A 25,154-nucleotide genomic window follows, 5' to 3' on the forward strand; every position below is an offset into this window, starting at 1 on the left:
TGCCGAGCCTCCGATTCGATGGAGTTTGGTTCTCCGTGCGCTATGTTGACACACCTCGTAGAGCAGGCTAGGACGCTAGGTTGAGGGAACCGAAGACGCCACCGGGCTGCGATCAATCGAGAGACCTCTCTAGTATCAGAGCGTCACGTGCCGGTCACGCAGGCTGGGCGTCACTACCGGTACGCGACCGTCCCCCCGCCAGGAGGTGAACCATGCCCGAACTCCGTGCCGCCGAACCCCGCAGCTACCCCTTCACCGCGCCTGACCGTCTCAACCTCGACGACACCTACCGGCAACTGCAGCAGGACCGGACGCTGGTACGGGTCCAGTTGCCGTTTGGGGAACCGGCCTGGCTGGCCACCCGGCACGCCGACGTCCGGTTCGTCCTCGGCGACGCCCGGTTCTCCCGCGCCGCCAGCGTCGGCCGTGACGAACCACGGATCACCCCCCGACAGATCGAGGGCGGAATCCTGTCGATGGATCCGCCGGAACACACCCGGCTCCGACGCCTGGTCGCCAAGGCGTTCACCGGCCGGCGGGTCGAACAGCTCCGACCACAGACCCGGCAGTTCGCCGACGAACTGCTGACCGGCATGATCGGCGACGGGCCGCCAGCCGACCTCGTCGAACGGTTCGCCACCCCGCTGCCGGTCCGGGTCATCTGCGAACTGCTCGGCGTCCCCTACGCCGACCGGGAACACTTCCACACTTGGAGCGAAGCGGTCGTGTCCACCACCTCGCTCTCCCCCGAGCAGGTAACGGGGTATCTCGAGAACCTGCACGGCTACATCGCCGGACTGGTGGAACAGCGCCGCCGGCACCCGACCGACGACCTGCTCGGCGCCATGGTCCACGCCCGGGACACCGACGCGAGCCGGCTCACCGAGACCGAACTCGTGCAGCTCGCCGCCGGACTGCTGGCCGCCGGCCACGAGACCACCGTGACCCAGATCCCCAACTTCGTCTACGTCCTGCTCACCCAGCCGGACCAGTTCGCCGCCCTGCGCGCCGACCCGGCCCTGGTGCCGGGCGCCGTCGAGGAACTGACCCGGTACGTTCCGCTCGGCGCCGCCTCCTCGTTCGCCCGGTACGCCACCGTCGACGTCGAGGTCGGCGGAGTACTCGTCCGGGCCGGTGAACCGGTCATCGGATCGTTGTCGGCGGCCAACCGCGACCCCGAGGTCTTCACCGACCCGGACCGGCTGGACCTGACCCGGACCGTCAACCCGCACGTCGGCTTCGGCCACGGCGTACACCATTGTCTCGGCGCCCAACTGGCCAGGATGGAGCTGCAGGTGGCGGTGGAGGCGGTGGTGCGGCGGCTGCCGCAGCTACGGCTGGCCGTACCCGAGGATCAGCTGGTGTGGAAGACCGGCCTGCTGGTCCGCGGGTTGAACGCGATGCCGGTGACCTGGGGTTGATCCTCCTCCGCCGGGCCCGACGCGCGGCCCGGACCATGCCGGCCATCGGACGTGAACCGTTCCAGTCCCCCACGGCCGGTGCCGTGGGTAACCCCGGAGGTGGCGATGAACCAGCGGTCCTGGCAGGTCAGCGTCGACGAGCAACGGTGCGTCGGGTCCGGCATCTGCGCCGGTACCGCGCCGGGGCACTTCAGCCTGGTCGACGGGGTGTCCCAGGGGCCCGCGTCCGACATCGATCCGGCCGAAACAGTCATCGACGCTGCTGAATCATGCCCGGTCGAGGCAATTCTGGTCCGCGACGCCGACGGCACCCCGCTGGCACCGCTGCCCTGACCCGGCGGGTCGGGGCCGACCGACGGCCATCCGGATCTGACCGGAGGCGGACCGGACCACCACCGACGGTCGACTTGCTCACGGCCGCCCCGGTCGACCACGATTCCTCCCGGCACGCATGCGTCCGGTCCCGGCGCTCGGCCCACGAGACGACCGACTCACCTGCGGTCGGTACCTCCCTGACCCGCCCGGAGTCGATCGCGATGAACCGTTGCCCCGTCCGCACCGAACTACCAGGGGTGAAGCAACGACGAGCCGCCCGGTGGGCCCGGCACGCCGCAGCCGGTGCCGCGGCACTGCTCCTCGGCGGCATGCTGGTAATGGTCGCCCCCGCCGGCCCGGCGGCCGCACACGCGGTGCTGGTGACGGCGGAGCCCGCCCCCGGATCGGTGCTGGGCAACTCGCCCCGGGAAGTGGTGCTGACCTTCAGCGAACCGGTGCGCCCGGTCACCGGGCGCCTGCAGGTACTGGCGCCGGACGGGAAGCGGATCGACGACGGAACACCACGAACCGACGGGACCACCGTCACCCTCCCGGTCCGGGTCGCCGACCGCCCGCTCGGCACCTACCTGGTCAGCTACCGGGTGATCTCGGCGGACAGCCACCCGGTGGGCAGCGGCTACACGTACTCGGTAGGAGCGCCGTCCGCGACGGTGCCCGAGCCGCGCGACGGCGGGCAGCGGCTGCCGGTGGCGGTCGCCGTGACCACCGCGAAGTACGTCGGCTACGCCGGGGTGGTACTCGCCGTCGGCCCCGCGCTGCTGCTGGCGCTGCTGTGGCCGCCCCGGCTGGGCCGCCGGCCCGGCAAGGTCATGGTCGGCACCGGGCTCGGGCTGATCGGCCTGGCCACGGTGGCCGGCCTGTACCTGCAGGCGCCGTACTCGACCGGCAGTGGCCTGCTGGAGGTCTCCGCCGGGGACCTGGCCGCCGTCGTCGACAGCGGGTACGGGCTTGCGCTGCTCGGCCGGCTGGTGGTCCTGGCCGCGGTGGCGGCGCTGGTGTCCCCGGCCCTCGCCGGGGTCGGCGGCACCCGTCGCGGGCTGGCCCTCGTCGGGCTGGGCGTGGCCGGGCTGGTCACCTGGCCGCTGACCGGTCACGCGGTGGCGGCGCCGGTACCGCCGGTCAGTATCGCCGCCGACACCGTGCACATCGCCGCGGTCGGGGTGTGGATCGGCGGGCTGGTGACCCTCGGCGCGGTCCTGCTGCGCCGCACCCACCCCCGTGTCCTGGGCCGGATCCTGCCGGTCTGGTCCCGGTGGGCGACGGTGGCGGTCTGTTGGCTGCTGCTCGCCGGTGCCGTCCAGGCGCTGATGGAGACCGGCGGCCCGACCGCACTGGCCACCACCGGGTACGGGCGGTTGGTGCTGGTGAAGATCGCGCTGGTGGCGGTGCTGCTGTTGACCGCCGGGTACGCGCGACGGCTGGTCGGGCGGTGGCGGGCGTCGCACGTACGGCGACTCACCGGCCTGGTCGGTGTCGAGGTCGCGGTGGCGGTGGCGGCTCTCGGGGCCAGCGCGGTACTGGTGCAGACGACTCCGGCCCGTACCGCCGTCGTCGAGGCTCAGGCCCTCGGGCAGGACACCTTCGCTCAGACGCTGACCAGCTCGCTGTACACCCTCCAGTTCGACATCTACCCGGTGCAGCTCGGCGAACACAACACGGTGCACGCCTACGTGTACACGCCGGAGGGCGCGCCGGTACAGGTGGAGGAGTGGACGATGACCACTTCGCTGCCGGCACAGGACGTCGAGCCGGTAACGACTCTGCTGCTGGGCGTGGACGACAACCACGCGGTCGGCGCGGTCGCGTTTCCCGTGCCGGGCGAGTGGGAGCTGCGCTTCACCATCCGGTTGTCCGACGTCGACCAGGCGACGGTCCGTACCACCGTGCCGGTCCGCTGAACCGGCTGGCGGGCCGGTCTGCGGCAAGGAGACCTGGTCAGGCGACAGCGGTCACTGTTCGGTGAGCCGCCAGTGGGTGGTGCCGCCGGAGCCGACCAGTTCGCCCTCGTCGTCGGCGGGCCCGGCCCCGGTCGGGTCCGCCGGGACGGCGCGGTGGCGGCGGCTGCGCCACCAGACGACGGCCGCGCCGATCGCCGCTCCGCCGGCCAGGCCGGCCAGCAGCAGTCCCATCCCGGTGCCGGCGTTGCCGTCCGAGCCCGCTGCGGCGGCCTGCGCCGGCGGGTCCTGGGCGGCTGCCGGTGCCGGGTCGCCGTGGTGGGCTCCGTGACCGGCGGCCGTCGGGTCGGCCGGTCCGAGGGTCAGCACCGGGCCGGGCCGCGGCGCGTTCGGGCCGCCCCAGTGGACCACGGTGCCGTCGGAGTAGGTCTGGGTCACCGCGAATTCGATCCGGTCCGTGTCCGGCAGCGGGCCGACCGAAACGGTCAGCAGCACCGGCGCCGGTTCGTCGGCGGGTGGAGAGACCAGCTGCCAGGTGATGCTCTCGGTGGCCTCGGTCATCAGGCCTCCGTGCAGGCCGGGCAGCGGCTCCGGCAGGGCCCGGTTGATGATCCTGGGTGCCCAGTCGTCGACCGACATCGGGTAGACCTCGGCGATGGGCAGGTCCGCCGGCAGATCGAGGCGCACCTCGGCGGTGTGTGCGTCCGGCCGTTCCTGCGGAAGTTCGAAGGTCAGCTGAATGCCGGCCCCACGAGGTGCCTGGGTCGGTTCCAGGCCGATGTTGGCCGCAGCCACCGCCGACCCGGACAGCACGACCGCCAGCACCGAACCGGACAGCACCGCGCCGATCCGGACGGCGTTCGCGCGCAGACAGTTGACCATGAGCCTCGCCTCCCGTACGTCAGCGGCCGCTGCCGCCGGAACCTGATCCACCGGTAAGGAGTTCGGCGGACGGGGCCGAACGGTTCAATCCGACCACGGACCTTTTTCGCCGGGTGGGGCGGGGGAGATCGGCGGCGGCACCGCGGGTGGGCATGGCCACACGTACGGTACGGGGGCGAGGTCGCCGAAGCGGGGGCGGTAGTGGTCGGGGTCCTTGTGTACCAGTGCGGCGCGGTGCGACAGGTGCAGGTCGGCGCGGCCGAGCCAGGCCGGTAGTGCGCAGGCGGCGCCGAGTTCGGCCTGGTCGCGGATCAGGGTGCGGCCGGTCGCGGCGGTGAATTCGCGGCGCAGGGTGTCGGCGACGGTGTCGGCCCGGCCGGGCCGGGTCCATTCGGCGCAGACCGTCAGGCCGTACCGGACCAGCGCCTCGGGGTGGCCGCGCCACATCCGGACCGCCGGGTGGTGACGCCAGCCGTACCCGGGCACGGTCAGGCCGCGTAGCACCTGCAACGCTTCGACGCGCTGCTTGCCGAGGCGTCGGGCGTCGAGCGCGGCGGCGCTGGCCGTGAAGTCGGGGTACGGCAGGAACGTCTGCATGGGTGCCGTGGGCCGGCCGAGGTGGTCAGTCCGGCCGGTCTTCGGGTTCGCTGTCGTCGTCGGCGACCGGCGGATGGGGACCGTACGGTGAGGCCTGGCCGGCCGGGACGGGACGGTCGCCGCCGCCGCGACGCCCGGGTCGGCGGTCGGCTCCGTCGGGATCCTTGCTCTCCTGGACCAGCGGGTTGTCCCCGCTGCGACGCATTTCCGGTTGCTGGATGTTGGTCACGATCCCTCCCGGTGATCTGGTCGGTCGTCATCCGGCTACCCGGTACCGGCGGTGACATGCCGGCGGGGGGGTCGGGCTAGCCCGACCGAGGGTGGCTGGTCATCCGCCCGCCGGCCGGCGGCGCTCATCCCGGCCGGCGGGCATGGCGTCCGGGGTGCCGGGTATCTCGGTGCCCCGACGAGCGCTGAGCGAGGAGGAACCACGATGAGAAGGACCGTAGTGACCCGGCTGGGGCTGTTGGCCGGGCTGACCGCCGTCGCGTTGATCCCGGCGACCGCGCACGCGACAGCACCGTCCGAGCAGGACAGCGAATACCTGCGTACGATCCACCAGGTCAATCTGGCCGCTGTGCAGATCGGGCAGTTGGCGCAGGACAAGCAGGATGCCGACCAGGCGGTGAAGGACCTGGGTGGTGACATGGTGGCCGACCACACCCGGCTGGACGAGGAGGTCGCCCGGGTGGCCGGTGAGGTCGACGTCGCCCTGCCCGACTCACCCACCCAGGAGCAGCAGGACGTGGTCACCCAGCTGAACGGGTTGTCCGGTGCCGAGTTCGACACGGCGTTCGTGGAGAGCCAGTTGGCGGGCTACGCCAAGGCGATCGAGGTGAACAACGCCGAGATCTCGCAGGGCTCCGACGAGCGGGTGGTGAACCTGGCGCAGGAGGCCGGACCGGTGCTTGAGGACCTGTACGCGGCGTTGCAGGGCCTCGCCGCACAGCTCGGGCTGCCGACCTCGCCGAGTCCCGGGGTGAGCCCCACGGTTGACCCGACCGCGCCGGGCACGACGACGCCCGAGCCGACGGTCAGCCCGACCCTGCCGTCGCCGACGGTCGACCCGCAGACGCCGCTGCCGGCGCAGAGCTGACCTGCGGGCCGCGTTTCCGCGCCGGTGCGGTCGGCCCGGACCGACCGCACCGGCGCGGAACCGGACGAGATGATCGCTCACAGTGGTCGACCGGGGTGGTGCACAGTCCGAAACGGGGCTGGCACATCGACCGCACATACCGTAACGTGACGGCTCACACACCGCGCGCATCAGCGGATATCGGCTCATGCGAATGCCTCAGCATCCTCCCTCCCCGGCGTCCGTCGCCACCCGACCGGAGGTTCGACGTGGATTTCGTCATCACCAGGAGCTACCAGGGCACCACGGTACGACTCGCCTTGCACGGTGAACTTGACCTCGCCACAGCCGGCGAGGTCCGCGACGCGGTCACCGCGTTGCTCGCCCGGTCCGCACCCGAGCGGATCGTGCTGGACCTCACGTGCGTCAGCTTCATCGACTCGACCGGGATCGGCAGCCTGGTCGCCTGTCACCAGGCTGCCGGGGTCAGCGGCAGCCGGCTCGAGCTGGAGAACATCAGCAGCTTCACCCGACGGCAGCTGTGGGCGACCGGGCTACTCGGACTGTTCGGCTTCCCCGCCGACCACGCGACGCCGACCGACCTGCCGGTGGGGCGCTGACCGTACGGTCACAGCACCCGGCCCAGTTGGGTGTGCCGGCTGCGCCGCGACTGCCGACTGGCCCACCGGGCCTCCACGACCCGCAGGTAGCAGGCGGTCAGCGGACCCGGGTGGTACGTGGTGGCGGCGAAACCCCACTGGGAGGCCAGGCTCTCCCCCCGACGGAGGAGGTTGTCCACATCGTGCAGGGTGAGCCGCAACCGCCGTACCGCCGTACCGATCACCGCACGGCGCACCGGCACGGCACGCCGGGCCTCGATGTCGGCGACGTCGACGTGCTCGCCGAACTGGTAGCCGACGATGCGGATCACCTCATCGGCGGAGACCGGTTCGCGGCCGGCGGCGGTCAGGCGTACCGCGGTGTCGGCGAAGCAGCGCAGCTCGGTCAGCGGGAACCCGCTACGACTCAACTGGTCGACAACCGTCACGAAGGCCCCCTCGACCACCCCGAACAGGGCGATCGGGTCCAGGCCGGCGCCCCGGCGCTCCAACCGGTGGATGAGCCAGGACTGGCCGAGGACGCAGGCCCGCAGGTGGTGTCCCTCAAGCGTGGTCAGCAACTAGCCCTCCCCGGTCGGCATCCGTCCCGAACCCGGACGGAGCGCCCACGCCAGCCGGGTGATGGAGCTATCCACCGTCCGGCCACCAAAACCGACCAAACGTTACCGCGTACCGTACGTCGAGCCGAACTCCGGGGCGACGACGGCACCTACCAACTGTTTGATTGATTAGTCACGCAACTGCCCTGTCGCCGGGTCAGCGTAGCGAGACCCGGCACGGGGCACCGAGCGGGATCGGACGACTCAGGAGCACTGGTCGGGACACCGGATCCGGCCGTCAACTGGGCGATGCCGCAACGGTCTGGCAGGATGGGTACGCATGTGCGGACTTGCGGGTGAGCTGCGCCGCGACGGTTCCCGCGCCGACATCGGCGCGGTGGAGCGGATGGCGGCTACAATGAGTGACCGGGGGCCCGACGACGGAGGCTCCTGGTCACACGGAAGTGTGGCCTTCGGACACCGGCGCCTGAAGATCATCGACCTGTCGGCGGCCAGCAACCAGCCGATCGTCGACTCCGCCGCCGGCCTGACCGGCGTCTTCAACGGCTGCATCTACAACTACCGGGAGCTGCGCGAGCAACTGCAGGCACGGGGCCACAGGTTCTTCTCGTCGGGCGACAGCGAGGTCGTCGTCAAAGCCTACGCCGAGTGGGGCGTCGACTTCGTCGACCATCTGGTCGGCATGTTCGCTGTCGCGATCACCGAGCGCGACAGCGGCCGGTTGGTCCTGGCCCGCGACCGGCTCGGCATCAAGCCGCTGTACGTCGACGAGCGCTCCGGCGTGGTCCGGTTCGCCAGCACCCTGCCGGCGCTGCTGGCCGGCGGCGGGGTGGACACCGGCATCGATCCGGTGGCACTCGCCCACTACCTCAGCTTCCACAGTGTTGTCCCCGCGCCGCGGACGATCCTCAACGGCATCCGCAAGCTGCCACCGGCCACCGTCCGGGTCTACCAGCCCGACGGCCGGGTGGACGAGCGCCGCTACTGGGATCCGCCGTTCGGCCGGGACCCCCGCCGCGCCGACTGGTCGGAGCAGGACTGGCAGGACGCTCTGCTCGAATCGTTGACCACCGCGGTGCAGCGCCGGATGGTCGCCGACGTGCCGGTCGGCGTCCTGCTCTCCGGTGGGCTCGACTCCTCGCTGGTCGTGGCACTGCTGGCCGAGCAGGGTCAGCGTGATCTGGCCACCTTCTCGATCGGCTTCGACGCAGTCGGTGGGCGGGAAGGCGACGAGTTCGTCTACTCCGACCTGGTGGCGCAGCGGTTCGACACCGACCATCATCAGATCCGGGTGGCCGCCCGGGACCTGGTGCCGCCGCTGGAGGCCGCCGTCGCGGCGATGAGCGAACCCATGGTCAGTCACGACTGCGTCGCGTTCTACCTACTCAGTCAGGAAGTCGCCAAACACCTCAAGGTGGTGCAGTCCGGCCAGGGTGCCGACGAGATCCTCGGCGGGTACCACTGGTACCCGCCGCTGGCCCGCGTCGGCCGTGACCAGGCGCTGGACACCTACGCCACGGCCTTTTTCGACCGCGACGCCGCCGGTCTCGCCCAGGTGCTGAACCCGGAGTACCTCGCCGTCGGTGATCCCGCCCGTGAGTTCGCCGCCGCCCACCTGGGCCGCGCCGGCGCGCAGGACGCGGTCGACGCGGGGTTGCGGATCGACACCACGGTGATGCTCGTGGACGATCCGGTGAAGCGGGTCGACAACATGACCATGGCGCACGGCCTGGAGGCCCGCGTGCCCTTCCTCGACCACGAGTTCGTCGAGCTCGCCGCCACCTGCCCGCCCGAGCTCAAGCTGGCCCAGGGCGGCAAGGGGGTACTCAAGGAGATCGGCCGTCGGGTGCTGCCCTGGGAGGTGATCGACCGGCCGAAGGGGTACTTCCCGGTACCCGGGCTGACCCACCTGGAGGGCAAGCTGCTCGACCGGGTCCGCGACGCCCTGCACGCGCCGCCGGCCCGTCAACGCGGGCTGTTCCGCGACGGGTACGTCGACGGGCTGCTGCGCGACCCGAACGCCGAACTCACCCCGCTGCGGGGCAACAAGTTGTGGCAACTCGGACTGCTGGAGATGTGGCTGCAGAACCATGGCATTGACTGACGACACGAGCGCCCCCCGCCCCGACTCCCCCGCCCCCCGGCGGGAACGGATCGGCCCTGGAGGCGACCCGGTCGTCCCGGGCGATCCGCCGGCCAAGCCCACCGACAGCGCCGACGTCATCCTGGAGTGCGGCTGGGGCCGGCTGGTCTTCGGTCAGACGTTCGCCGACCCCTCCGACGTCGCCGACGTGCTGCGTTCGGAAGCCGCCGGGTCCCGCGACATCTGCATCTACCTGCCCGACCCGCACGTGCTGGTGTCGCGGCTGCCGGACGAGCTGTTCATCGACCCGTCGCTGACCTTCCGGCTGGACCTCACCCAGGTGCGCGAACCACAGCCACCGGAGCCGGGGCTGCGGATCCGGCCGCTACGCGACGATTCCGACGCCGACGCGGTCAACCGGATATACGCCCACAACGGGATGGTCACCGCCCCGGTCGACATTCTGGTCGACAACGCCACGACCGAACGCTTCGTGCACCTGGTCGCCGAAAACGTCACCGGTCAGGTCGTCGGCACCATCACCGGCATCGACCATGTGGCGGTCTTCGACGACCCGGACAACGGCTCCAGCCTATGGTGCCTGACCGTTGACCCGCTGCACGCGCCACCCGGCACCGGCCAGGCGCTGCTGCTGGAGCTCGCCGGCCGGCTCGCCGACCGCGGCCGGGTCTACGTCGACCTGTCCGTGCTGGCGGAGAACGACGGCGCGATCCGCCTCTACGAACGGCTCGGATTCGAACGCACACCGACGCTGTGCGTCAAACGCAAGAACCCGATCAACGAACGGCTTTTCCTGGCCAGCATGCCGGACGGCTACGACGAGCTGAACCCGTACGCCCGGATCGTCGCCGACGAGGCGATGCGCCGCGGCATCCGGGTCGAGGTCATCGACGCGTCCTGGGGCGAGCTGCGGCTGACCAACGGCGCCCGCAGCATCGTCACCCGCGAGTCGCTGTCCGAGCTGACCTCGGCGGTGGCGATGAGCCGGTGCGACGACAAGCGGGTGACCCGGCGGGTGCTGCTCGACGCCGGGTTGGCCGTACCGCACGGCCGAACCGCCACCGGCGACGCCGACGACGAGGCGTTCCTCGCCAAGGTCGGTGAGGTGGTGGTCAAACCGGCCCGCGGCGAACAGGGCACCGGGATCACCGTCGGCGTCACCGACCCGACCGCCTTACGGGCCGCCGTCGACCTGGCCCGCAGGCACTGCCCGCAGGTGCTGATCGAACAGCGGCACCAGGGGGAGGACCTGCGGGTCCTGGTGATCGACCACGAGGTGGTGGCCGCTGCGGTCCGCCGCCCGGCGGCGGTGACCGGCGACGGCGTACACACGGTGGCCGAGCTGATCCGGCGACACAGCCGGCGGCGGGCCGCGGCCACCGGCGGCGAGTCGAAGATCCCGCTGGACGACCTGACCCGTGAAGTGGTCACCGAGGCCGGGCACGCGATGGACGACGTGCTGCCGACCGGCGAGGTGCTGACCGTGCGGCGGACCGCGAACCTGCACACCGGCGGGACGATCCACGACGTCACCGACCGGCTGCACGCCGAGCTGGCCGCAGCGTGCGTGGCCGCCACCCGGGCGCTGGCCATTCCGGTGGCCGGGATGGACCTGCTGGTGACCGCTCCTGATCAGCCCGACCATGTCTTCATCGAAGCCAACGAACGGCCCGGACTGGCCAACCACGAGCCGCAGCCGACCGCGGAACGCTTCATCGACCTGCTGTTCCCCGGCACCAGCGCGCAGCAGCGGCGGTGGAGCCCGCCCGGACCCGGCGGGGCGCCGGCAACGCCGTGATCGGCGGCGGTACGGTCTTGGCATGCCGGCCGACCCGAACCTCCCCGCCCCCCTGAAACTGGACCTCGACTACCTGCAGCAGGTGATGCTGGAGCTGCTGGACATCCCCAGCCCGTCCGGCCGCACCGACCACGTGCAGCAGTACGTCGGGGAACGGCTGTCCGCTCTCGGCATCCCGTTCACGGTCACCCGGCGGGGCGCGCTCAGCGCCTCGCTGTGCGGGCCGCGGACCACCGGCGCGGACCGGGCGATCGTGGTGCACACCGACACGATCGGCGGCATGGTCAAACGGTTGAAGGAGAACGGCCGGCTGGAGCTCAAGCAGATCGGCACCCACAGCGCCCGGTTCGCCGAAGGCGCCCACGTGCGGGTATACACCGACAGCCTGGACCGGGTGATCACCGGCCAGGTGCTGCCGTTGAAGGCCAGCGGCCACCGCTACAACGACGGCGTCGACCTGCAGGGTGTCGGCTGGGAGCAGGTCGAGGTGCGGGTCGACGAACCGGTCACCGACATCGCCGGGCTCCGCGCGCTCGGCATCGACGTCGGCGACTTCGTGGCGATGCTGCCGGCACCGACGATCACGCCCAGCGGCTACGTCAAGTCCCGCCATCTGGATGACAAGGCGGGGGTGGCGGCGGTGCTGACCGCGGTGAAGGCGATGGTTGACGCCGGCCAGCAGCCGCCGGTCACCGCCCACCTGCTGATCACCTGCACCGAAGAGGTCGGGCACGGCGCCAGCCACGGGCTCGACCCGGACGTGGCCGAGATCGTCTCGGTCGACGCCGCAGTGGTGGCCCCCGGCCAGCAGTCCCGGGAGGACGCCGCGACCCTGGCGATGGGCGACGGTGTCGGCCCGTTCGACTACCACCTGACGCGCAAGCTGGCCGGCCTGGCCGTCGATCACGACGTGGACCTGGTCCGCGACGTGTTCGACTACTACCGGTCGGACGTGGCGGCGGCGGTCGAGGCCGGCGCGCACGCCCGGGTGGCGCTGCTCGGCTTCGGGGTGGACGCCACCCACGGTCACGAACGCACCCACCTGGAGGGGCTGCGGCACCTCACCCAACTGCTCTGCCTCTATCTGCAGAGTGAGCTGGTGTTCCCGGAGTGGGACGCCGAACCGGACGGTGACCTGGCCGACTTCCCGTCGCTGGCGGTGCAGCCGGCGCAGGAGGAGGGGCCCCGGGAAGGGCCGATCGGGGTGGCCTGACACCCCCGGGCGGCGAGCGGCCTCAGCGCCGGTCGCCAAGCAGGGTGGCCAGCACCGCCGGGTCGCTGGCCGACGCGGCCTGGGCCCACGCCTCGTACTGCACCGAGGCGTCCAGGCCGGACGAGGCGGCGACCCGGACGCTCTGCTTGACGTGGCGTACCAAATGCGGATCCAGGTCGGCGTAGCGGTGCGCGGCGGCCAACGCGGCGGCCAGCGGATCGTCGACCACGTCGAGCACCAGGCCGAGCTCGTGGGCCCGGGCGGCGTCGAGCATCGCGCCGTCCAGCAGGATCTGCATGGCCCGCTGCGGGCCGAGCGCGTCGACCAGGAAATAGGTGCAGCCGCCGCCGGGGTGCAGGCCGATCCGGGTGAACGTCGCCCCGAACCGGGCGCGGGGGCCGGCGATCCGCTGGTCGCAGCACATCGCCAGGTTGAGGCCGGCACCCACCGCAGGTCCCTGCACTGCGGCGATGGTCACCAGGTCCAGGTCGCGCACCGCGAGGAAGCTGCGGTAGATGTCCTCCAGGTCGCGGCGGGTCTGGCTGACCGGCCGGACCGGGCCGCCGAAGATCTCGTCGAGGTGGGCACCCGAACAGAACGCGGTGCCGGCGCCGGTGACGACCAGGACCCGGGCGTCGCGGTCAGCGGCGACGCGCGACACCGCCTCGGCCAGCTCCCGCTTCATCACGGCGCCGATCGCGTTGCGCCGGTCGGTATCGTCGAGGGTCAGCACCCGCACGCCCGGATGGTCGGCGGTACGCAACGATACGGTCTGCATGTCAACTCCCGATCCGGTCGGTCACGGTCCACCGCCACAGGTCGCCGCCGTCGGCGACCACCATGCCCAGGATATGGGACGCCACGCGGGTGGCGACCGGCTCGTCGCGCCAGGCGAGCAACCGGCCGGTGCAGCGGTGCAGCGGGTGTTCCCGGGTGACGCCCACCGCGCCGTGCAGTTGGTGCGCCAGCCGGGCCACCGTGGTGGCGGCCCGGCCGAGGACCACCCGGGCGGCGGCGACCCGGCTCGCCGCGTAGTCGCCGCCCCAGGCGGCCAAGGCGCCGCGCAGCGCCACCCGGCTCTGCTCCCGCTCCCCCGCCATGGTCGCCACCGCGTGCGCCACCGCCTGCTGGGCCAGCAGCGGCCGACCGAACTGGGTGCAGACCCGGACGTGTTCGATCGTCAACTGACAGGTCCGTTCGACGGCGCCGAACAGCGCGGCGGCCCGCAGCAGCGACTCCCGGCACCGCACGTCGGCGACGTGCGGTGCGGTCATCGCCACCCGTAGCGGTACGCAGCCCCGCAGGGCGACCCAGTCCCGGGGTTCGCCGGCGAGGTTGGTACCCGGGGTGACGTGCAGCCCGTCGGCGCCCGGGTCGACCCGGGCCAGCACCGGCCGCCGGCCGGCCGTCGTCGGCCGCGCCGCCTGCCGGTGGTGTACCGGCAGGCGCTCTACTACCACGGCGGCACCGCCGCCCACCACGGCGACCGCCCCTACCCGATGTGCATGAACGTCCCCGGGCTGAAGATCATCGTGCCCAGCAACGGACCGGACCTCAAGGGCCTGCTCAGGACAGCCATCCGCGACGACAACCCGGTGCTGTGCTTCGAGGACGCCAACCTGTGGGCCCGCCGCGGCCGGGGGCCGGCACCGGCCGACGACGAGCACCTGGTCCCGTTCGGCGTCACGGCGATTCCCCGGGCCGGCTCCGACGTGGCCGTGATCGGCATCGGCGGCGGCCCTCGATGCCGCCGACCAGCTCGCCGCCGACGGCATCTCCGTCGAGGTCGTCGACCCACGCACCCTGGTCCCGATGGACTGGCCGACCATCGTCGCGTCGGTGGCCAGGACCGGCCGCGCCGTCGTCGTCGACCCGGCCAACCGCACCTGCAGCGCGGCCAGCGAGATCGCCGCACGCTCGGAGAGAGGTGAGCATGGAGACCGAGGTGCGTCTGCCGCAGTTCGGCATGGGCATGTCCGAAGCCGAGGTGATGCAGTGGTACGCCGCCGACGGTGACCGGGTCGAGGAGGGCGCCGACCTGGTCGAGGTGGAGGCGGAGGTCGAATCGGCCGCCGACCAGCGGTAGACGTCACCACCACCAGGGGATACGGCCGGCGGGACGGTTCCCCGCCGGCCCGCCCGGCGGTAGGTTCGGACCGGACCTGTGTGACGACGATGTTCCAGGAGGGTTCCGATGAGCCAACACGTCCGGGGTGTGATCTCCCGGAGCACCGGTACGCCGGTCGAGGTCGCCACGATCGTCGTACCGGACCCCGGCCCGGGCGAGGCGGTGGTGCGGGTACAGGCCTGCGGTGTCTGCCACACCGACCTGCACTACCGTGACGGCGGCATCAGCGACGACTACCCGTTCCTGCTCGGCCACGAGGCGGCCGGCACCGTCGAACAGGTCGGCGACGGGGTGACCGACGTCGCCCCCGGCGACTTCGTGGTGCTGAACTGGCGTGCCGTCTGCGGCACCTGCCGGGCCTGCGTCCGGGGCCGACCCTGGTACTGCTTCGCCACCCACAACGCCACCCGGAAGATGACACTGACCGACGGCACCGTGCTCTCCCCCGCGCTGGGCATCGGCGCCTTCGCCGAGAAGACCCTGGTACACGCCGGCCAGTGCACCAAGGTGGACCCGGCGGCCCGGCCGGCCGCCGTCGGCCTGCTCGGCTGCGGAGTGATGGCCGGGCTGGGAGCCGCGATCAACACCGGCGGCGTCGGCCGCGGCGACTCCGTCGCGGTCATCGGTTGCGGCGGCGTCGGCGACGGCGCGATCGCCGGGGCCGCCCTGGCCGGTGCGACGACCATCATCGCCGTCGACACCGACCCCCGGAAACTGGACTGGGCGCGCGGCTTCGGCGCCACCCACACTGTGGACGCCCGGCAGACCGACGTGGTGGAACGGATCCAGGAGCTCACCGGCGGGTTCGGCGCCGACGTCGTCATCGACGCGGTCGGCCGCCCGGAAACCTGGAAACAGGCGTTCTACGCCCGGGACCTGGCCGGCACCGTCGTCCTGGTCGGCGTACCGACCCCGCAGATGCGCGTCGAACTGCCGCTGCTGGACGTGTTCGGTCGCGGCGGCGCGCTCAAATCCAGCTGGTACGGCGACTGCCTGCCGTCGCGCGACTTCCCGATGCTGACCGAACTGAACCGGCAGGGCCGCCTCGACCTCGACGCCTTCGTCACCGAGGAGATCCCGCTCGACCAGGTCGAGCAAGCCTTCGACAAGATGCACCACGGTGACGTGCTCCGCTCGGTGGTGGTGTTCTGATGTCCACCCGGATCGACCACACCGTCACATCCGGGACGTTCTCCCTGGACGGGCAGACCTTCGATGTCGACAACAACGTCTGGGTGGTCGGCGACGGCACCGAATGCGTGGTGATCGACGCCCCGCACGAGGTCGAGGCGATCCGCGCCGTCGTCGGCGCGCGTACCGTCCGGGCGATCGTCGCCACCCACGCCCACGACGACCACATACGGGTCGCGGCGCGCCTGGCCGACGAGACCGGCGCGCCGGTGCTACTGCACCCGGCCGACCAGGTGCTCTGGGACCAGGTCCACCCGCGGCGGCCGCCGGACGCCGCGCTGGCCGACGGGCAGCAGCTCACCGTCGGCGGCACCACGCTGCGGGTCCTGCACACCCCCGGGCACAGCCCCGGTGCCTGCTGCCTGTCCGCGCCCGAGCTGGGCGTGGTGTTCACCGGCGACACGCTGTTCGCTGGCGGCCCGGGAGCCACCGGCCGCTCCTACAGCGACTTCGGCACGATCATCGCGTCCATCCGCGACCGGCTGTTCACCCTGCCGGACGACACGATCGTGCACACCGGACACGGCGACAGCACCACGATCGGCGCCGAACGGCCGCACCTCGACGAGTGGATCGCCCGCGGCCATTGACCGGCATTTCGCGACCGGTGCCGCGTCACCCGGCCGCCGTCGCGGGTCCGACGCCGGCCGCCAGCGACGCCGGCAGCGGCCGGCCGCCGAGCGCCGGACCGTTGGTCTGCAGGTGACACGAGACGTGACCGCCGTCGTCCACCGGCACCGCCGCCGGCATCTCGACCCGGCAGCGGTCCAGCACCAGCGGGCAGCGGGTATGGAACGGGCAGTCGGACGGCGGCGCGACCGGGCTGGGCAGCTCACCGACCGGCGACGCGGCCCGCACGCCGCGCTGGCGGCGCCGGGCCGCGCCCGGCACGGCGGCGAGCAACGCCCGGGTGTACGGGTGGGCCGGTGCGGCGAACACCCGCGCGGTCGGCCCGGTCTCCACCACCCGGCCCAGGTACATGACCGCCACCCGGGCCGCGACATGCCGTACGGCGAGCAGGTTGTGGCTGATGAACAGCAGGGCCACCCCCCGTTCCCGCTGCAACACCCGCAACAGCATGAGGATCTGGTTCTGGGTCGACACGTCCAGTGCGCTGACCGTCTCGCCCGGCGCCACTGTCAGGTCCACGCCGCGTACCGCCTGCACCGGCGCGGCCCGGCGGCCGAACAGCGACCGGCCCGGGAACGTGACGTGCAGGTCGGAAAGGCGCAGTAGTTCACTCATCGGTCATCGCCTCCGGGTCGAGCAGGCAACGGCTCGCGTGTCCGTCGGCCGTGCGACGCAGCACGATCGGTCCGCTGCGACAGGCGTCGCGGGCGTACCGGCAGCGCGGCTGGAACCGGCAGCCGGACGGCAGTTCGTCCGGGCCGGGCGGGGCACCGGGGATCCAGGTCAGTTCGCCGTCGACGGCGGCGTCCGGCGCGGCGGCCAGCAGTGCCCGGCTGTACGGATGGCGGGAACCGGCGAGGAAGGTGTCGATGTCGCACTCCTCGACGACCTGGCCGGCGTACATCACCACCACCCGATCGCACACTTCGGCGACCACCCCGAGGTCGTGGGTGACCAGCAGGACGGCCAGCCCGAACCGGTCGCGCATCTCGTGCAGCAGATCCAGGATCTGCGCCTGTACGGTGACGTCCAGGGCCGTCGTCGGTTCGTCAGCGACCAGCAGTTTCGGCTCGCAGGCCAGCGCGATGGCGATCAGGACCCGCTGCAGCATGCCGCCGGAGAAACTCGTGCGGGTACGCCCGGGCCCGGGACCGGGCGTCCGGCACGCCGACCAGGTCGAGCAGTTCGACCGCCCGGTCGGCGGCCGCCCGGCGGGACAGCCCCCGGTGCCGGCGTACCGACTCGGCGATCTGCTCGCCGACGGTGAACGCCGGGTGCAGGCTGGACATCGGCTCCTGGAAGATCATGGAGATCTGGTCGCCGCGGACGTCCTCCCAGCCCCGACGGGACAACCGGTACAGGTCGGTCCCGTCGAGCCGGACCGTGCCGCCCCGACCCGCAGGTCCCGGGGCGGCAGCAGCCCCATCAACGCCAGCGCGGTGGTGCTCTTGCCGCAGCCCGACTCCCCGACCAGCCCCACGGTCTCACCTGCGGCCACCTCGAACGGCACTTTGTGAACGAGGTCGGTCCAGCCGCCGGCGGCGGCGCTACCCACCGCGACGGTGAGGTCGGTGACCTGCAGCACCGCGCCGGTGACCGGCGCCGGTTGAGCGGTGCTCCTGGCAGATTCGGTGCTCCTGGCGGGTGTGGTCAACGCGGGCTCCTGGATTCGCGGCCGAGCGAGTCACCGACGCCGTCGGCGAGCACGTTCGTGGCCGGCACGGTCGAGGTGATCACCGCGCCGGGGGCGACCGCCAGCCACCAGGCGGTGTCGACGTACGGCAGCGCTCGGCCGAGCAGCGCGCCCCAGCTCGCGTCCGGCGGCTGGACACCGAGCCCGAGGAAGCTCAGACCGGCCTCAGCGAGCATGGCGAACCCACTGGCCACCGCCACCTGCACGACGACCGGGCCGGTGATGTTCGGCAGCACGTGCCAGCGGACCAGCCGACCCAGCGGGGTGCCGATGACCCGCGAGGCGTCGATGTACGTCTCGTGGTAGACCTGCAGGACACTGGTGCGGGTCAGCCGGGCGAACCGCGGCACGAACACCACGCCGACGGCGATCATCGCCTGGCTGAGCCCTGGGCCGAGCACGCCGATCGCCAGCAGCAGCGGCGGAAAGGCCATCACCCGTCGACGATCCGCATCAGCAGCCCACCGGGCAACGCCGGCAGCAGCACCGCGAGCAGCCCGATCGGCACTCCGAAGCCGACCCCGACCGCGAGGGACTGCAGCACGGCCAGCAGCAACGGCCGGGCGCCGACGATGAGCCGGCTCAGCAGGTCCCGGCCCAGGTCGTCGGTGCCGAGCAGGTGTCCGCCGGTGGGTGGCTGCAGCACCGCGTTGAAGATTGAGTTGCCGAGATCGCCCGGACCGCGTCGGTGAGCCACCGCCAGTACCGCACCGGCCACGGCTCGTCGAGGTTGAGCCGGTCCCGGGTGAGAGCGATCTGTTCGGCGGTGGCGTTCTCCCCGGCGATCCGGACCGCCGGGTCGCCGGCGACGAAGATCGCGATGCCGTGCACCACGAGTGTGACGAACAGCAGCAGCGGCACCATGGTCAACAGGCGCCGGCCGACGAGTCCGATCATGTCCTCACCATGCCTGATCGTCGTCGTGCCGACGCCGGGGAACTCCAGCTTGCCGGCGAGCCAGTTCTCCAGGCCACCACCTTGTCGCTGTACGCGACGTTGCTGTACGGGAAGTCGAGGACGACGTCGAGGGCGTCGGTGATGATCCGGGCCGACAGTTGCCGGGCCAGTTCCTGCCGATGCGTCTCGTCCGTGGTGGCCTGCAGGTCCTGGTAGAGGGCGGTCACCTCGGGCGTGGTCACTTTGCCCGGGTCGGCGAAACCGTTCTCGGCGATGACCAGCCCGACGGTCTGTGACGGATCCGGCCGGCCGGTCCAGTTGATCGCTCCGGCGTCGCCCTGGCCTTCGACGTAGAAGGAGTTGGCGAAGTTGACCGTCTGGGTGATCTCGACATTGAGACCCACCTCCGCCAGCTGTGCCTGCAGCGCCTCGGTCAGCTGGGTCTACGCGGGGGCGTTCTGGTTGATGAACTCCAGGGTGTGGCCCTCGGGTACGCCGGCCTCGTCGAGCAGCTGCCGGGCCCGCTGTGGATCGTAGGGGTACAGGTCGGCGACGGACTCGTCGTGGGCGAAGTACCCGCTCGGGAACGGCTGGACCGCCGGCTCGCCGAGGTCGAACAGCAGGCCGCTGACCAGGTCCTCACGGTTGATCGCATGGTTGATTGCCCGCCGTACCCGCACGTCGTCGAGGTACTCGCGGGACAGGTTGAGCTGCAGGTGGTAGAACTGCAGCACCGGGGCGGAGTCCACCACCAGACCGGCCGACTCGGCCGCGGCGACGTTCGCCGCGTCCAGGATGGTGGCGTCGATCGAGTCGGTCCGCAGCGCGTTGAGCCGCTGCTGGGAGTCGGTGATACTGGTGAACTCCATCCGAGCGGCGGCGGCCGCATCCGGGTCCCAGTAGTCGGGGTTGCGCTCGTATGTCGCGCTGGAGCTCGGCTGGTACTCGGTGACCCGGTACATCCCGGTGCCCACCGGATTGCGGGCCAGGTCGGCGTCGAACGCCGCCGCCGACTCTGTCCCGCGGGACAGGGGCACGAGAGATCAGCTGATCGCTCGTAGCTGCCGGCCGGACTGCCGCCCCGACTCCGTCATTGCGGCGACCAGGTCCTCGCGGGCCCGAGCGACCCGGGACCGGATCGTCCCGACCGGGCAGCCGCAGACCTCGGCGGCCTCGGCGTAGCTCAACCCGAGCACCTGGGTCGCCACGAACGCCTCCCGGCGGTCGGCGGCCAGGCCGGCCAGCAGCTGACGCAGCGCCACGGCTTCTTCGAAGCGTGGGCCGACGACCACGGCCTCGGCCACCGCCTGCCAGTCGGCCAGATCGGCGACCCGGGGCCGCACCACGACGGCGCGGATATGGTCGACGGCGACCCGCCGGGCGATGGACAGCAGCCAGGTACGCGCGCTGGAGCGTCCAGCGAAGCGCGGCAACGACCGCATCGCCCGCAGGAACGTCTCCTGGGCGAGGTCCTCCGCCTCGGTGCTGTCCACCAGATGGGTGAGGAACCTCTGCACCTGACTTTGGGTGGCCTGGACGAACGACGTGGCGGCCGCCCGGTCACCGTCGCGGGCCGCGAGGGCCCAACGGGTGATCTGGGCGTCGTCCGGTGCGGCGTGCGGCATGACTGGAAGGGTATCCGGCAAGCCTCCCCCGCCATAGTCCACCCGCCCGGTGGCGTCTTCCCGGCCGGGCGCCACCCCGGTGGGAACCGTCCCGGCGGGCAGGCCGACTATTGACATGTGGGGTGCGTGGACTTTCGTGAGCTGTTGTCGGCCGAACTCGACGGGGAGACCGACGTCGCCGAGTCGGCTGCGGCGCGGGACCACCTGACCGGCTGTGCCGGTTGCCGGGACTGGTACGCCGATGCCGCCGTGGTCACCAGTCTCGCCCGGCGGACCGGCCCGGAACCGGTCGGTGCCATCGACGAGTCGGTGCTCGACGCACTCGCGCCGCCCCGACGGCTGGCCGCCGCCCGGGTCGCCCTGCTGCTGCGGTACGCCCTCGGCGTCCTCGGAATCGCGCAGTTCCTGCTCGGCGCGGCCCAGATCGGCGGCGTCGCCGACGGCCATCTGCATGTTCCCGATCCGGTCGGTGGGACCGCACCCAACCACCTGTGGCACGAGTCCGCGGCCTGGAACGTCGCCCTCGGCGCCGGCTTCGTGTGGATCGCCGTCCGGCGCACCCGGCCGGCCGGGATGCTGCCGACCCTGACCGCGTTCGTCGCGGTGCTGGCGCTGCTGTCGGTCAACGACGTGATCACCGGGCGGGTCGACTACCCACGGCTGCTCAGCCACGGCCTGGTCGTCGCCGGGTACCTGCTCATCCTGGCGCTGCGCAGACGCGGTGGCGACCCAGACACGTCACCGGGCGACGCTGGCCGCACGCGGTCACGCTGGCGCGTCGAACTCGACGAGGAACCACCGGCGGCCAACCCGACACCGTTGCGGGTGGTCCGGGGCGGCGTGGCCAGCATCCGCCACCGCCGGGACCGGGCGGCCTGACCCGTCGTCCCGGGTGCCGTTGATCTGACAACCCGGCCGGACAACCTCCGCTCCCCCTGACGGGACATGGTGACGACGGACCAGCCTCCGGCTTCGTCCGGCAGACATCCGCAACGACACCACCGTCCCGTCACGGCCAGGGAGCAGTCATGCCGGCCACCACGCCCGACGAGCGTCCGACGAGCGCCCAGATCGTCAGCAGGTACCTCGCCGGAGCGCCGATCCGGCGCATCGCTGCCGAGCTCGGCGTGTCGTACAGCTACGTGCACCGGCGACTGCACTACTCGGGTGTGCCTATCCGCAGTCGCGGCGGACGCCGCCCGGATCCGACCGTCCATGCTGACCGTACACCTGAGCCTGAGCACAGCGCAGGGAGCGCCGATCAGGACACACTGGACTAGATCGCGCCGCGTACGGTTAATCGTCTTGCCTGGGTCCTAGACTGACGGACGTACCTCCTCCGCCCCTCGTGATGACCACCCGGTCACCGATCACATTGGTCAGAGAGCCGCCATGGTTGACTGCCGAATCCGGCTGTATCCGCCGGGCCGGCTCGTCGCGGAAGGTGCCAAGCAAGTGTCCGCTTCACCGCTACACGACCAGGGAGACAATGGTGACTTCCCGCAGCCGACGAGAGCACATACTCCACCGGGCTGGCGCGCTGTTCGCCAGCCGGGGCGTCGCCGGCACGACCGTCCGCGAGATCGCCGACGACGTGGGCATCCTCTCCGGTAGCCTCTACCACCACTTCGAGTCCAAAGAAGCGATGGTCGACGAGATCATTTCCAGCTACCTCGCCGACCTGCGCGCCCGCTACCAGCAGATCCTCGACGGGCCGGAAGGGCCGGACGACCAACTGCGGCAACTCATCCGGGCCTCGCTCGAGTGTGCCGCCAGCCACCCGCACGCCACCGAGATCTATCAGAACGACGCGAACTACCTGCGTGGTCTACCCCGGTTCGGCTACCTGAAGGGCGTGGCCAAGGAGGTGGAGAGCGTCTGGCTCACCGTCATCGACGCCGGACGCCGGGACGGTACTCTGCGCTCCGACATCGACCCGAAGACCTTCTACCGGCTCACCCGCGATGCAGTGTGGCTCACCGTGCGATGGTTCAGGCCGGGCGGCAAGTACTCGCTCAACCGGCTGATCAACGACTGCACCACCCTCTTCCTGGACGGCATCGCCGCACGCCGCTGATCAGCGGCGCTCCGGCCGGCCCGGCGATGCGCCGCAGTCCACTGGATGGTTGAGCAACGCTCCCACCCGCCGCTGCAGCTTTGACGCCGGTCGGCCGATCCAGCTCTCGCGCTCCACTGCAGACACTTGCCCTGCTGAGTATCTGATGGACATTTGAGGTCCGTCGGGGGCAACTGGTGGCACAGCCCCTGATGCTTCCTAGGAAGCTGGGTTGGTCTCCCTTGCCTGCCGGTGCCGCACGCGCCCGCCTCCCCTTGACGTCTGTCGGTCAGCGGGCTCTCGACCGACAGACGTCGGCCACCCGCGTGAACACTACGGAGAGTTGGCAGACCGCTTCGCCAAGGCGGCGGTAGCCGTCCGATCGACCATCGGGCCGGTACGTCCACGCATGCCAGCGGCGAGGCCGCAGCGGTACGGGAAACCCGACAGCGCATGGTCCTCGAAAACGTGTTCACGCCGAGTCATGTCAAACGGTCCTCGGCAACGCGGCAGGAACCGCACGATATCCGGCGGAGCACCCGACCATCTTTCCTGATCGTCGGGAAGACGGCACGACTCGGCCTCCCCACCCCCTGGTCCGCAATATCCGAATAGGCACCAGGCATCGACCCCTGCCGCACCCGGTCATCGAGGAAGTATCGTCGGCCGGGCAACGTAACGACTTTGTCCCGGCGATCAGAGGCAGTTCCCAATAATGCGGTACGAGTTCCGGTGAGCGGCACGGGCCGCAGCTCGCGCCTGCCGCCAGCCGGTACGGCGCACACCGTGACGGCGTACCGGCGAGGTGATCCGATCTGGATCCACCGTAGCGGGGCCTGGCGGCCCGGAGTGGTGCTCAACCTGTCCGACACCGCGGTCACCGTCCGGTACCGAGTCACCGGCGCAGAGGGCACCGGCGTGGACACCGTGGTGCTCGGCCGCCCCGAACTAGCGCCCCGCGCCGACCGGCGGCCACCACCCGAACCCGTGCGTACCGCCCGGCCGGCGAGGCCCGCGACCACGCCGGGCCCACCCGCCGGACGCACCACGACAGCGACCTGCCGCCCGGAGCGCGATCCGCCCCGGCGTCCCCAACGCCAGCCGGCAGCACGCGACCGGCCTGCGCCGGCCGGTCGACCTGCCCCGCCGGGCAGCGGTCCCATGGTCGATCGACGGGTCTCCGACGGCGTGGTCGAGCTGCGGGTCCTGGTCCGCTCGCCGGGTGGCCGGGCCGCCGAGCTGCCGCTGCGCTGTGCCGTGGACCGGCGTACCGGCACGGTCGCGCTGCGGATGCCCGACGGCCGCACCGGACAGTTCGACCTCACCCTGGCTCGGGCAGCCAGCATGATCCTGCACGAAGCGGTACTTGCCTGCCTCGACCCACAGGAACTGCGTCTCTGGATTCAGCGGTGACCACGACCGGCATCCGCGCCGGTGTGCTGGTCCGCAGAGATGACCAGCTGTGCCCGACCCGGGTCCGCCGAGGTCACCGTCACGGTCAGCGGACCGACCCCCGCCGTCTGCCCGACCGGGATGTAATAGGGCTGTCCGGCGTAGACCACGGTCACCGATCCGGCGACGAGATCGCGGAATTCCATCTGGTGGTCGAGAATCTCCACGCTTGCAGTTTCGGTTGTCTTGACGGCGACCGTACAACTGTTGTTGCGGCATTTCGCGCTGGTCGCGGCGCAGGCGGTCAGACACAGCAGTAGAACAAGGATGACCCCGGCATGTCGGGCCGTTCGTGACGGGCACATGCCATCGACGATCGCACCTGTCCGCGACGGCCGGGCCCGGCCGGTCCGTAGATGGCACTTTACCGGGAGACGGCCGGGCGTCTCAGCCGACGACGAGTAGCAGGACGATACTCAGCACGGACCCGACCACGCCGACCAATCCGACCACGGTCGCTGCCAGCGCCATGGCCCGCTGACCTGGAACCCGTCGGCCCGGACCCGCCAGGACGATCGCCGCGACAGCGGGTACCGCGCCGACGCCGTAGCAGGCGGCGAACGGCAACGACGCGACGGCGATGATCAACGCGGCAGTGGTGCGCCGGATTCGGGCCCGGTCGGCGACCGACGACCCGACGACCGGCGTACGAGGGTCCCAGTGGAACCGCCGCGGCAGATCGGTCAGTTGCACGACGAGCTCCCCCGACGTTGTCGCCGCAGTCGCCTCAACCAGCCGCCGCTCGTACTCGGCGAGGTCAAGGTAGCCCTCACCGAGTGCCCGGGCGAGCAACTCGACGACGTGGTTGCGCTGCGCGTCACCGACCCGCTCACCACCGGCGCGCTCGGCACCGGCCCGCTTGTTGACCCCGTAGTCGCCTTCCACAGTGTTTCCGAGGCTACTCCACCTGACGGTCGCCGCAGGTCGCGCTGGACCAGCGGGACGGAATCCCCCATCATGTCTACGTTCGGTATATGGTCC

At 71.5% G+C, this 25,154-nt stretch carries 34 protein-coding genes; 16 read left to right on the forward strand and 18 right to left on the reverse strand.

Annotated elements, in window-relative coordinates:
- Positions 1-212: 212 nt before the first annotated feature.
- The 3 genes from O7553_RS12405 to O7553_RS12415 all read left to right on the forward strand — a co-directional run bounded on the left by O7553_RS12405 (position 213) and on the right by O7553_RS12415 (position 3,655).
- The gene (locus O7553_RS12405; protein ID WP_281554940.1) at positions 213-1,421 is read left to right on the forward strand and encodes a cytochrome P450; all 1,209 of its coding nucleotides are present in this window, start codon (positions 213-215) and stop codon (positions 1,419-1,421) included.
- Positions 1,422-1,526: 105 nt separating this feature from the next.
- Entirely contained in the window at positions 1,527-1,754 is a 228-nt protein-coding gene (locus tag O7553_RS12410) for a ferredoxin (protein ID WP_281554941.1), read from the forward strand.
- Positions 1,755-1,957: 203 nt separating this feature from the next.
- Positions 1,958-3,655, forward strand: coding sequence for a copper resistance protein CopC (locus tag O7553_RS12415; RefSeq protein WP_281554942.1), 1,698 nt, complete (start codon positions 1,958-1,960; stop codon positions 3,653-3,655).
- A gap of 51 nt (positions 3,656-3,706) precedes the next feature.
- Here the strand turns inward: O7553_RS12415 and O7553_RS12420 are convergent, their stop codons facing one another.
- Genes O7553_RS12420 through O7553_RS12430 form a run of 3 tightly spaced genes read right to left on the reverse strand, consistent with a single transcriptional unit; the run spans position 3,707 to position 5,360 of the window.
- The gene (locus O7553_RS12420; RefSeq protein ID WP_281554943.1) at positions 3,707-4,585 is read right to left on the reverse strand and encodes a DUF1775 domain-containing protein; all 879 of its coding nucleotides are present in this window, start codon (positions 4,583-4,585) and stop codon (positions 3,707-3,709) included.
- 33 nt (positions 4,586-4,618) lie between these two features.
- Positions 4,619-5,131 (reverse strand): MSMEG_6728 family protein, encoded by a 513-nt coding sequence (locus tag O7553_RS12425; RefSeq protein WP_281554944.1) that lies wholly within the window; start codon positions 5,129-5,131, stop codon positions 4,619-4,621.
- Positions 5,132-5,156: 25 nt separating this feature from the next.
- Complete coding sequence (locus O7553_RS12430; RefSeq protein WP_281554945.1) at positions 5,157-5,360, reverse strand: hypothetical protein; 204 nt, start codon at positions 5,358-5,360, stop codon at positions 5,157-5,159.
- Positions 5,361-5,564: 204 nt separating this feature from the next.
- Here O7553_RS12430 and O7553_RS12435 point away from each other — a divergent pair, with 204 nt between their 5' ends.
- Complete coding sequence (locus O7553_RS12435; RefSeq protein ID WP_281554946.1) at positions 5,565-6,227, forward strand: DUF4142 domain-containing protein; 663 nt, start codon at positions 5,565-5,567, stop codon at positions 6,225-6,227.
- A gap of 248 nt (positions 6,228-6,475) precedes the next feature.
- Positions 6,476-6,826, forward strand: coding sequence for an STAS domain-containing protein (locus O7553_RS12440; protein ID WP_233605831.1), 351 nt, complete (start codon positions 6,476-6,478; stop codon positions 6,824-6,826).
- Positions 6,827-6,834: 8 nt separating this feature from the next.
- Here the strand turns inward: O7553_RS12440 and O7553_RS12445 are convergent, their stop codons facing one another.
- Positions 6,835-7,386: a hypothetical protein gene (locus O7553_RS12445; RefSeq protein ID WP_281554947.1), complete on the reverse strand. Its 552-nt coding sequence runs from the start codon at positions 7,384-7,386 to the stop codon at positions 6,835-6,837.
- Positions 7,387-7,705: 319 nt separating this feature from the next.
- On the opposite strand from O7553_RS12445, the gene O7553_RS12450 reads away from it, so the two are divergent.
- The 3 genes from O7553_RS12450 to O7553_RS12460 are packed head-to-tail and all read left to right on the forward strand — an operon-like array spanning position 7,706 to position 12,501.
- Positions 7,706-9,490: an N-acetylglutaminylglutamine amidotransferase gene (locus O7553_RS12450; RefSeq protein ID WP_281554948.1), complete on the forward strand. Its 1,785-nt coding sequence runs from the start codon at positions 7,706-7,708 to the stop codon at positions 9,488-9,490.
- A complete protein-coding gene (gene ngg, locus O7553_RS12455; RefSeq protein WP_281554949.1) occupies positions 9,477-11,288 on the forward strand; it encodes an N-acetylglutaminylglutamine synthetase in 1,812 nt (603 codons plus the stop codon). The genes O7553_RS12450 and ngg overlap by 14 nt, the downstream gene beginning before the upstream one ends.
- 22 nt (positions 11,289-11,310) lie before the next feature.
- Positions 11,311-12,501, forward strand: a complete 1,191-nt coding sequence (locus tag O7553_RS12460) for an osmoprotectant NAGGN system M42 family peptidase (RefSeq protein ID WP_281554950.1) — start codon at positions 11,311-11,313, stop codon at positions 12,499-12,501.
- Between the two features lie 22 nt (positions 12,502-12,523).
- Here O7553_RS12460 and O7553_RS12465 read toward each other — a convergent pair whose 3' ends face one another.
- The gene (locus O7553_RS12465; protein ID WP_281554951.1) at positions 12,524-13,279 is read right to left on the reverse strand and encodes an enoyl-CoA hydratase; all 756 of its coding nucleotides are present in this window, start codon (positions 13,277-13,279) and stop codon (positions 12,524-12,526) included.
- Between the two features lies 1 nt (position 13,280).
- Positions 13,281-13,961, reverse strand: a complete 681-nt coding sequence (locus tag O7553_RS12470) for an acyl-CoA dehydrogenase family protein (RefSeq protein WP_281554952.1) — start codon at positions 13,959-13,961, stop codon at positions 13,281-13,283.
- Here O7553_RS12470 and O7553_RS12475 point away from each other — a divergent pair.
- The 4 genes from O7553_RS12475 (at position 13,935) to O7553_RS12490 (ending at position 16,410) form a co-directional block, all read left to right on the forward strand.
- Complete coding sequence (locus O7553_RS12475) at positions 13,935-14,432, forward strand: hypothetical protein (protein WP_281554953.1); 498 nt, start codon at positions 13,935-13,937, stop codon at positions 14,430-14,432. The two genes, O7553_RS12470 and O7553_RS12475, sit on opposite strands and share 27 nt — an antisense overlap.
- 2 nt (positions 14,433-14,434) lie before the next feature.
- Positions 14,435-14,587: a lipoyl domain-containing protein gene (locus O7553_RS12480; RefSeq protein ID WP_281555588.1), complete on the forward strand. Its 153-nt coding sequence runs from the start codon at positions 14,435-14,437 to the stop codon at positions 14,585-14,587.
- Between the two features lie 108 nt (positions 14,588-14,695).
- Positions 14,696-15,781 carry an S-(hydroxymethyl)mycothiol dehydrogenase gene (locus O7553_RS12485; protein ID WP_281554954.1) on the forward strand — a complete coding sequence of 362 codons (1,086 nt, stop codon included), beginning with the start codon at positions 14,696-14,698 and terminating at the stop codon, positions 15,779-15,781.
- A complete protein-coding gene (locus O7553_RS12490) occupies positions 15,781-16,410 on the forward strand; it encodes an MBL fold metallo-hydrolase (RefSeq protein WP_281554955.1) in 630 nt (209 codons plus the stop codon). The genes O7553_RS12485 and O7553_RS12490 overlap by 1 nt, the downstream gene beginning before the upstream one ends.
- A 25-nt stretch (positions 16,411-16,435) precedes the next feature.
- Here O7553_RS12490 and O7553_RS12495 read toward each other — a convergent pair whose 3' ends face one another.
- From O7553_RS12495 to O7553_RS12540, 10 genes are read right to left on the reverse strand one after another with little or no spacing between them, the layout of a single operon-like run.
- A complete protein-coding gene (locus tag O7553_RS12495) occupies positions 16,436-17,065 on the reverse strand; it encodes an oligopeptide/dipeptide ABC transporter ATP-binding protein (protein ID WP_281554956.1) in 630 nt (209 codons plus the stop codon).
- On the reverse strand, positions 17,058-17,561 hold the full coding sequence (locus tag O7553_RS12500) for an oligopeptide/dipeptide ABC transporter ATP-binding protein (protein WP_281554957.1): 504 nt from the start codon (positions 17,559-17,561) through the stop codon (positions 17,058-17,060). The genes O7553_RS12495 and O7553_RS12500 overlap by 8 nt, the downstream gene beginning before the upstream one ends.
- Positions 17,500-17,757: a hypothetical protein gene (locus O7553_RS12505; RefSeq protein ID WP_281554958.1), complete on the reverse strand. Its 258-nt coding sequence runs from the start codon at positions 17,755-17,757 to the stop codon at positions 17,500-17,502. The genes O7553_RS12500 and O7553_RS12505 overlap by 62 nt, the downstream gene beginning before the upstream one ends.
- On the reverse strand, positions 17,754-18,104 hold the full coding sequence (locus O7553_RS12510) for an ATP-binding cassette domain-containing protein (RefSeq protein ID WP_281554959.1): 351 nt from the start codon (positions 18,102-18,104) through the stop codon (positions 17,754-17,756). Before O7553_RS12510 ends, O7553_RS12505 begins: the two co-directional genes overlap by 4 nt.
- Positions 18,101-18,577, reverse strand: a complete 477-nt coding sequence (locus tag O7553_RS12515) for an ABC transporter permease (RefSeq protein WP_281555589.1) — start codon at positions 18,575-18,577, stop codon at positions 18,101-18,103. The genes O7553_RS12510 and O7553_RS12515 overlap by 4 nt, the downstream gene beginning before the upstream one ends.
- Positions 18,577-18,789, reverse strand: coding sequence for a hypothetical protein (locus O7553_RS12520; RefSeq protein ID WP_281554960.1), 213 nt, complete (start codon positions 18,787-18,789; stop codon positions 18,577-18,579). The genes O7553_RS12515 and O7553_RS12520 overlap by 1 nt, the downstream gene beginning before the upstream one ends.
- Positions 18,726-19,040 (reverse strand): hypothetical protein, encoded by a 315-nt coding sequence (locus O7553_RS12525; RefSeq protein ID WP_281554961.1) that lies wholly within the window; start codon positions 19,038-19,040, stop codon positions 18,726-18,728. Before O7553_RS12525 ends, O7553_RS12520 begins: the two co-directional genes overlap by 64 nt.
- The gene (locus tag O7553_RS12530; RefSeq protein WP_281554962.1) at positions 19,037-19,444 is read right to left on the reverse strand and encodes a hypothetical protein; all 408 of its coding nucleotides are present in this window, start codon (positions 19,442-19,444) and stop codon (positions 19,037-19,039) included. The genes O7553_RS12525 and O7553_RS12530 overlap by 4 nt, the downstream gene beginning before the upstream one ends.
- Before the next feature lie 39 nt (positions 19,445-19,483).
- Positions 19,484-20,077, reverse strand: coding sequence for an ABC transporter substrate-binding protein (locus O7553_RS12535; protein ID WP_281554963.1), 594 nt, complete (start codon positions 20,075-20,077; stop codon positions 19,484-19,486).
- A gap of 6 nt (positions 20,078-20,083) precedes the next feature.
- Positions 20,084-20,665, reverse strand: coding sequence for a sigma-70 family RNA polymerase sigma factor (locus O7553_RS12540; RefSeq protein ID WP_281554964.1), 582 nt, complete (start codon positions 20,663-20,665; stop codon positions 20,084-20,086).
- 126 nt (positions 20,666-20,791) lie between these two features.
- On the opposite strand from O7553_RS12540, the gene O7553_RS12545 reads away from it, so the two are divergent.
- The 4 genes from O7553_RS12545 to O7553_RS12560 all read left to right on the forward strand — a co-directional run bounded on the left by O7553_RS12545 (position 20,792) and on the right by O7553_RS12560 (position 24,134).
- Entirely contained in the window at positions 20,792-21,544 is a 753-nt protein-coding gene (locus tag O7553_RS12545; protein WP_281554965.1) for a zf-HC2 domain-containing protein, read from the forward strand.
- Positions 21,545-21,693: 149 nt separating this feature from the next.
- Positions 21,694-21,945, forward strand: a complete 252-nt coding sequence (locus tag O7553_RS12550) for a helix-turn-helix domain-containing protein (protein ID WP_281554966.1) — start codon at positions 21,694-21,696, stop codon at positions 21,943-21,945.
- Between the two features lie 209 nt (positions 21,946-22,154).
- Positions 22,155-22,742 (forward strand): TetR/AcrR family transcriptional regulator, encoded by a 588-nt coding sequence (locus tag O7553_RS12555; protein ID WP_281554967.1) that lies wholly within the window; start codon positions 22,155-22,157, stop codon positions 22,740-22,742.
- A 711-nt stretch (positions 22,743-23,453) separates the two neighbouring features.
- On the forward strand, positions 23,454-24,134 hold the full coding sequence (locus O7553_RS12560; RefSeq protein ID WP_281554968.1) for a hypothetical protein: 681 nt from the start codon (positions 23,454-23,456) through the stop codon (positions 24,132-24,134).
- On the opposite strand, the gene O7553_RS12565 is transcribed toward O7553_RS12560, so the two are convergent.
- Together O7553_RS12565 and O7553_RS12570 are read right to left on the reverse strand one after the other, a co-directional pair.
- Positions 24,125-24,340, reverse strand: coding sequence for a hypothetical protein (locus O7553_RS12565; protein WP_281554969.1), 216 nt, complete (start codon positions 24,338-24,340; stop codon positions 24,125-24,127). The two genes, O7553_RS12560 and O7553_RS12565, sit on opposite strands and share 10 nt — an antisense overlap.
- Positions 24,341-24,560: 220 nt before the next feature.
- Positions 24,561-25,058 (reverse strand): DUF1707 domain-containing protein, encoded by a 498-nt coding sequence (locus tag O7553_RS12570; protein ID WP_281554970.1) that lies wholly within the window; start codon positions 25,056-25,058, stop codon positions 24,561-24,563.
- Between the last annotated feature and the right edge of the window lie 96 nt (positions 25,059-25,154).

The organism is Solwaraspora sp. WMMA2059 (assembly GCF_027497315.1).
Classification (GTDB): Bacteria; Actinomycetota; Actinomycetes; order Mycobacteriales; family Micromonosporaceae; genus Micromonospora_E.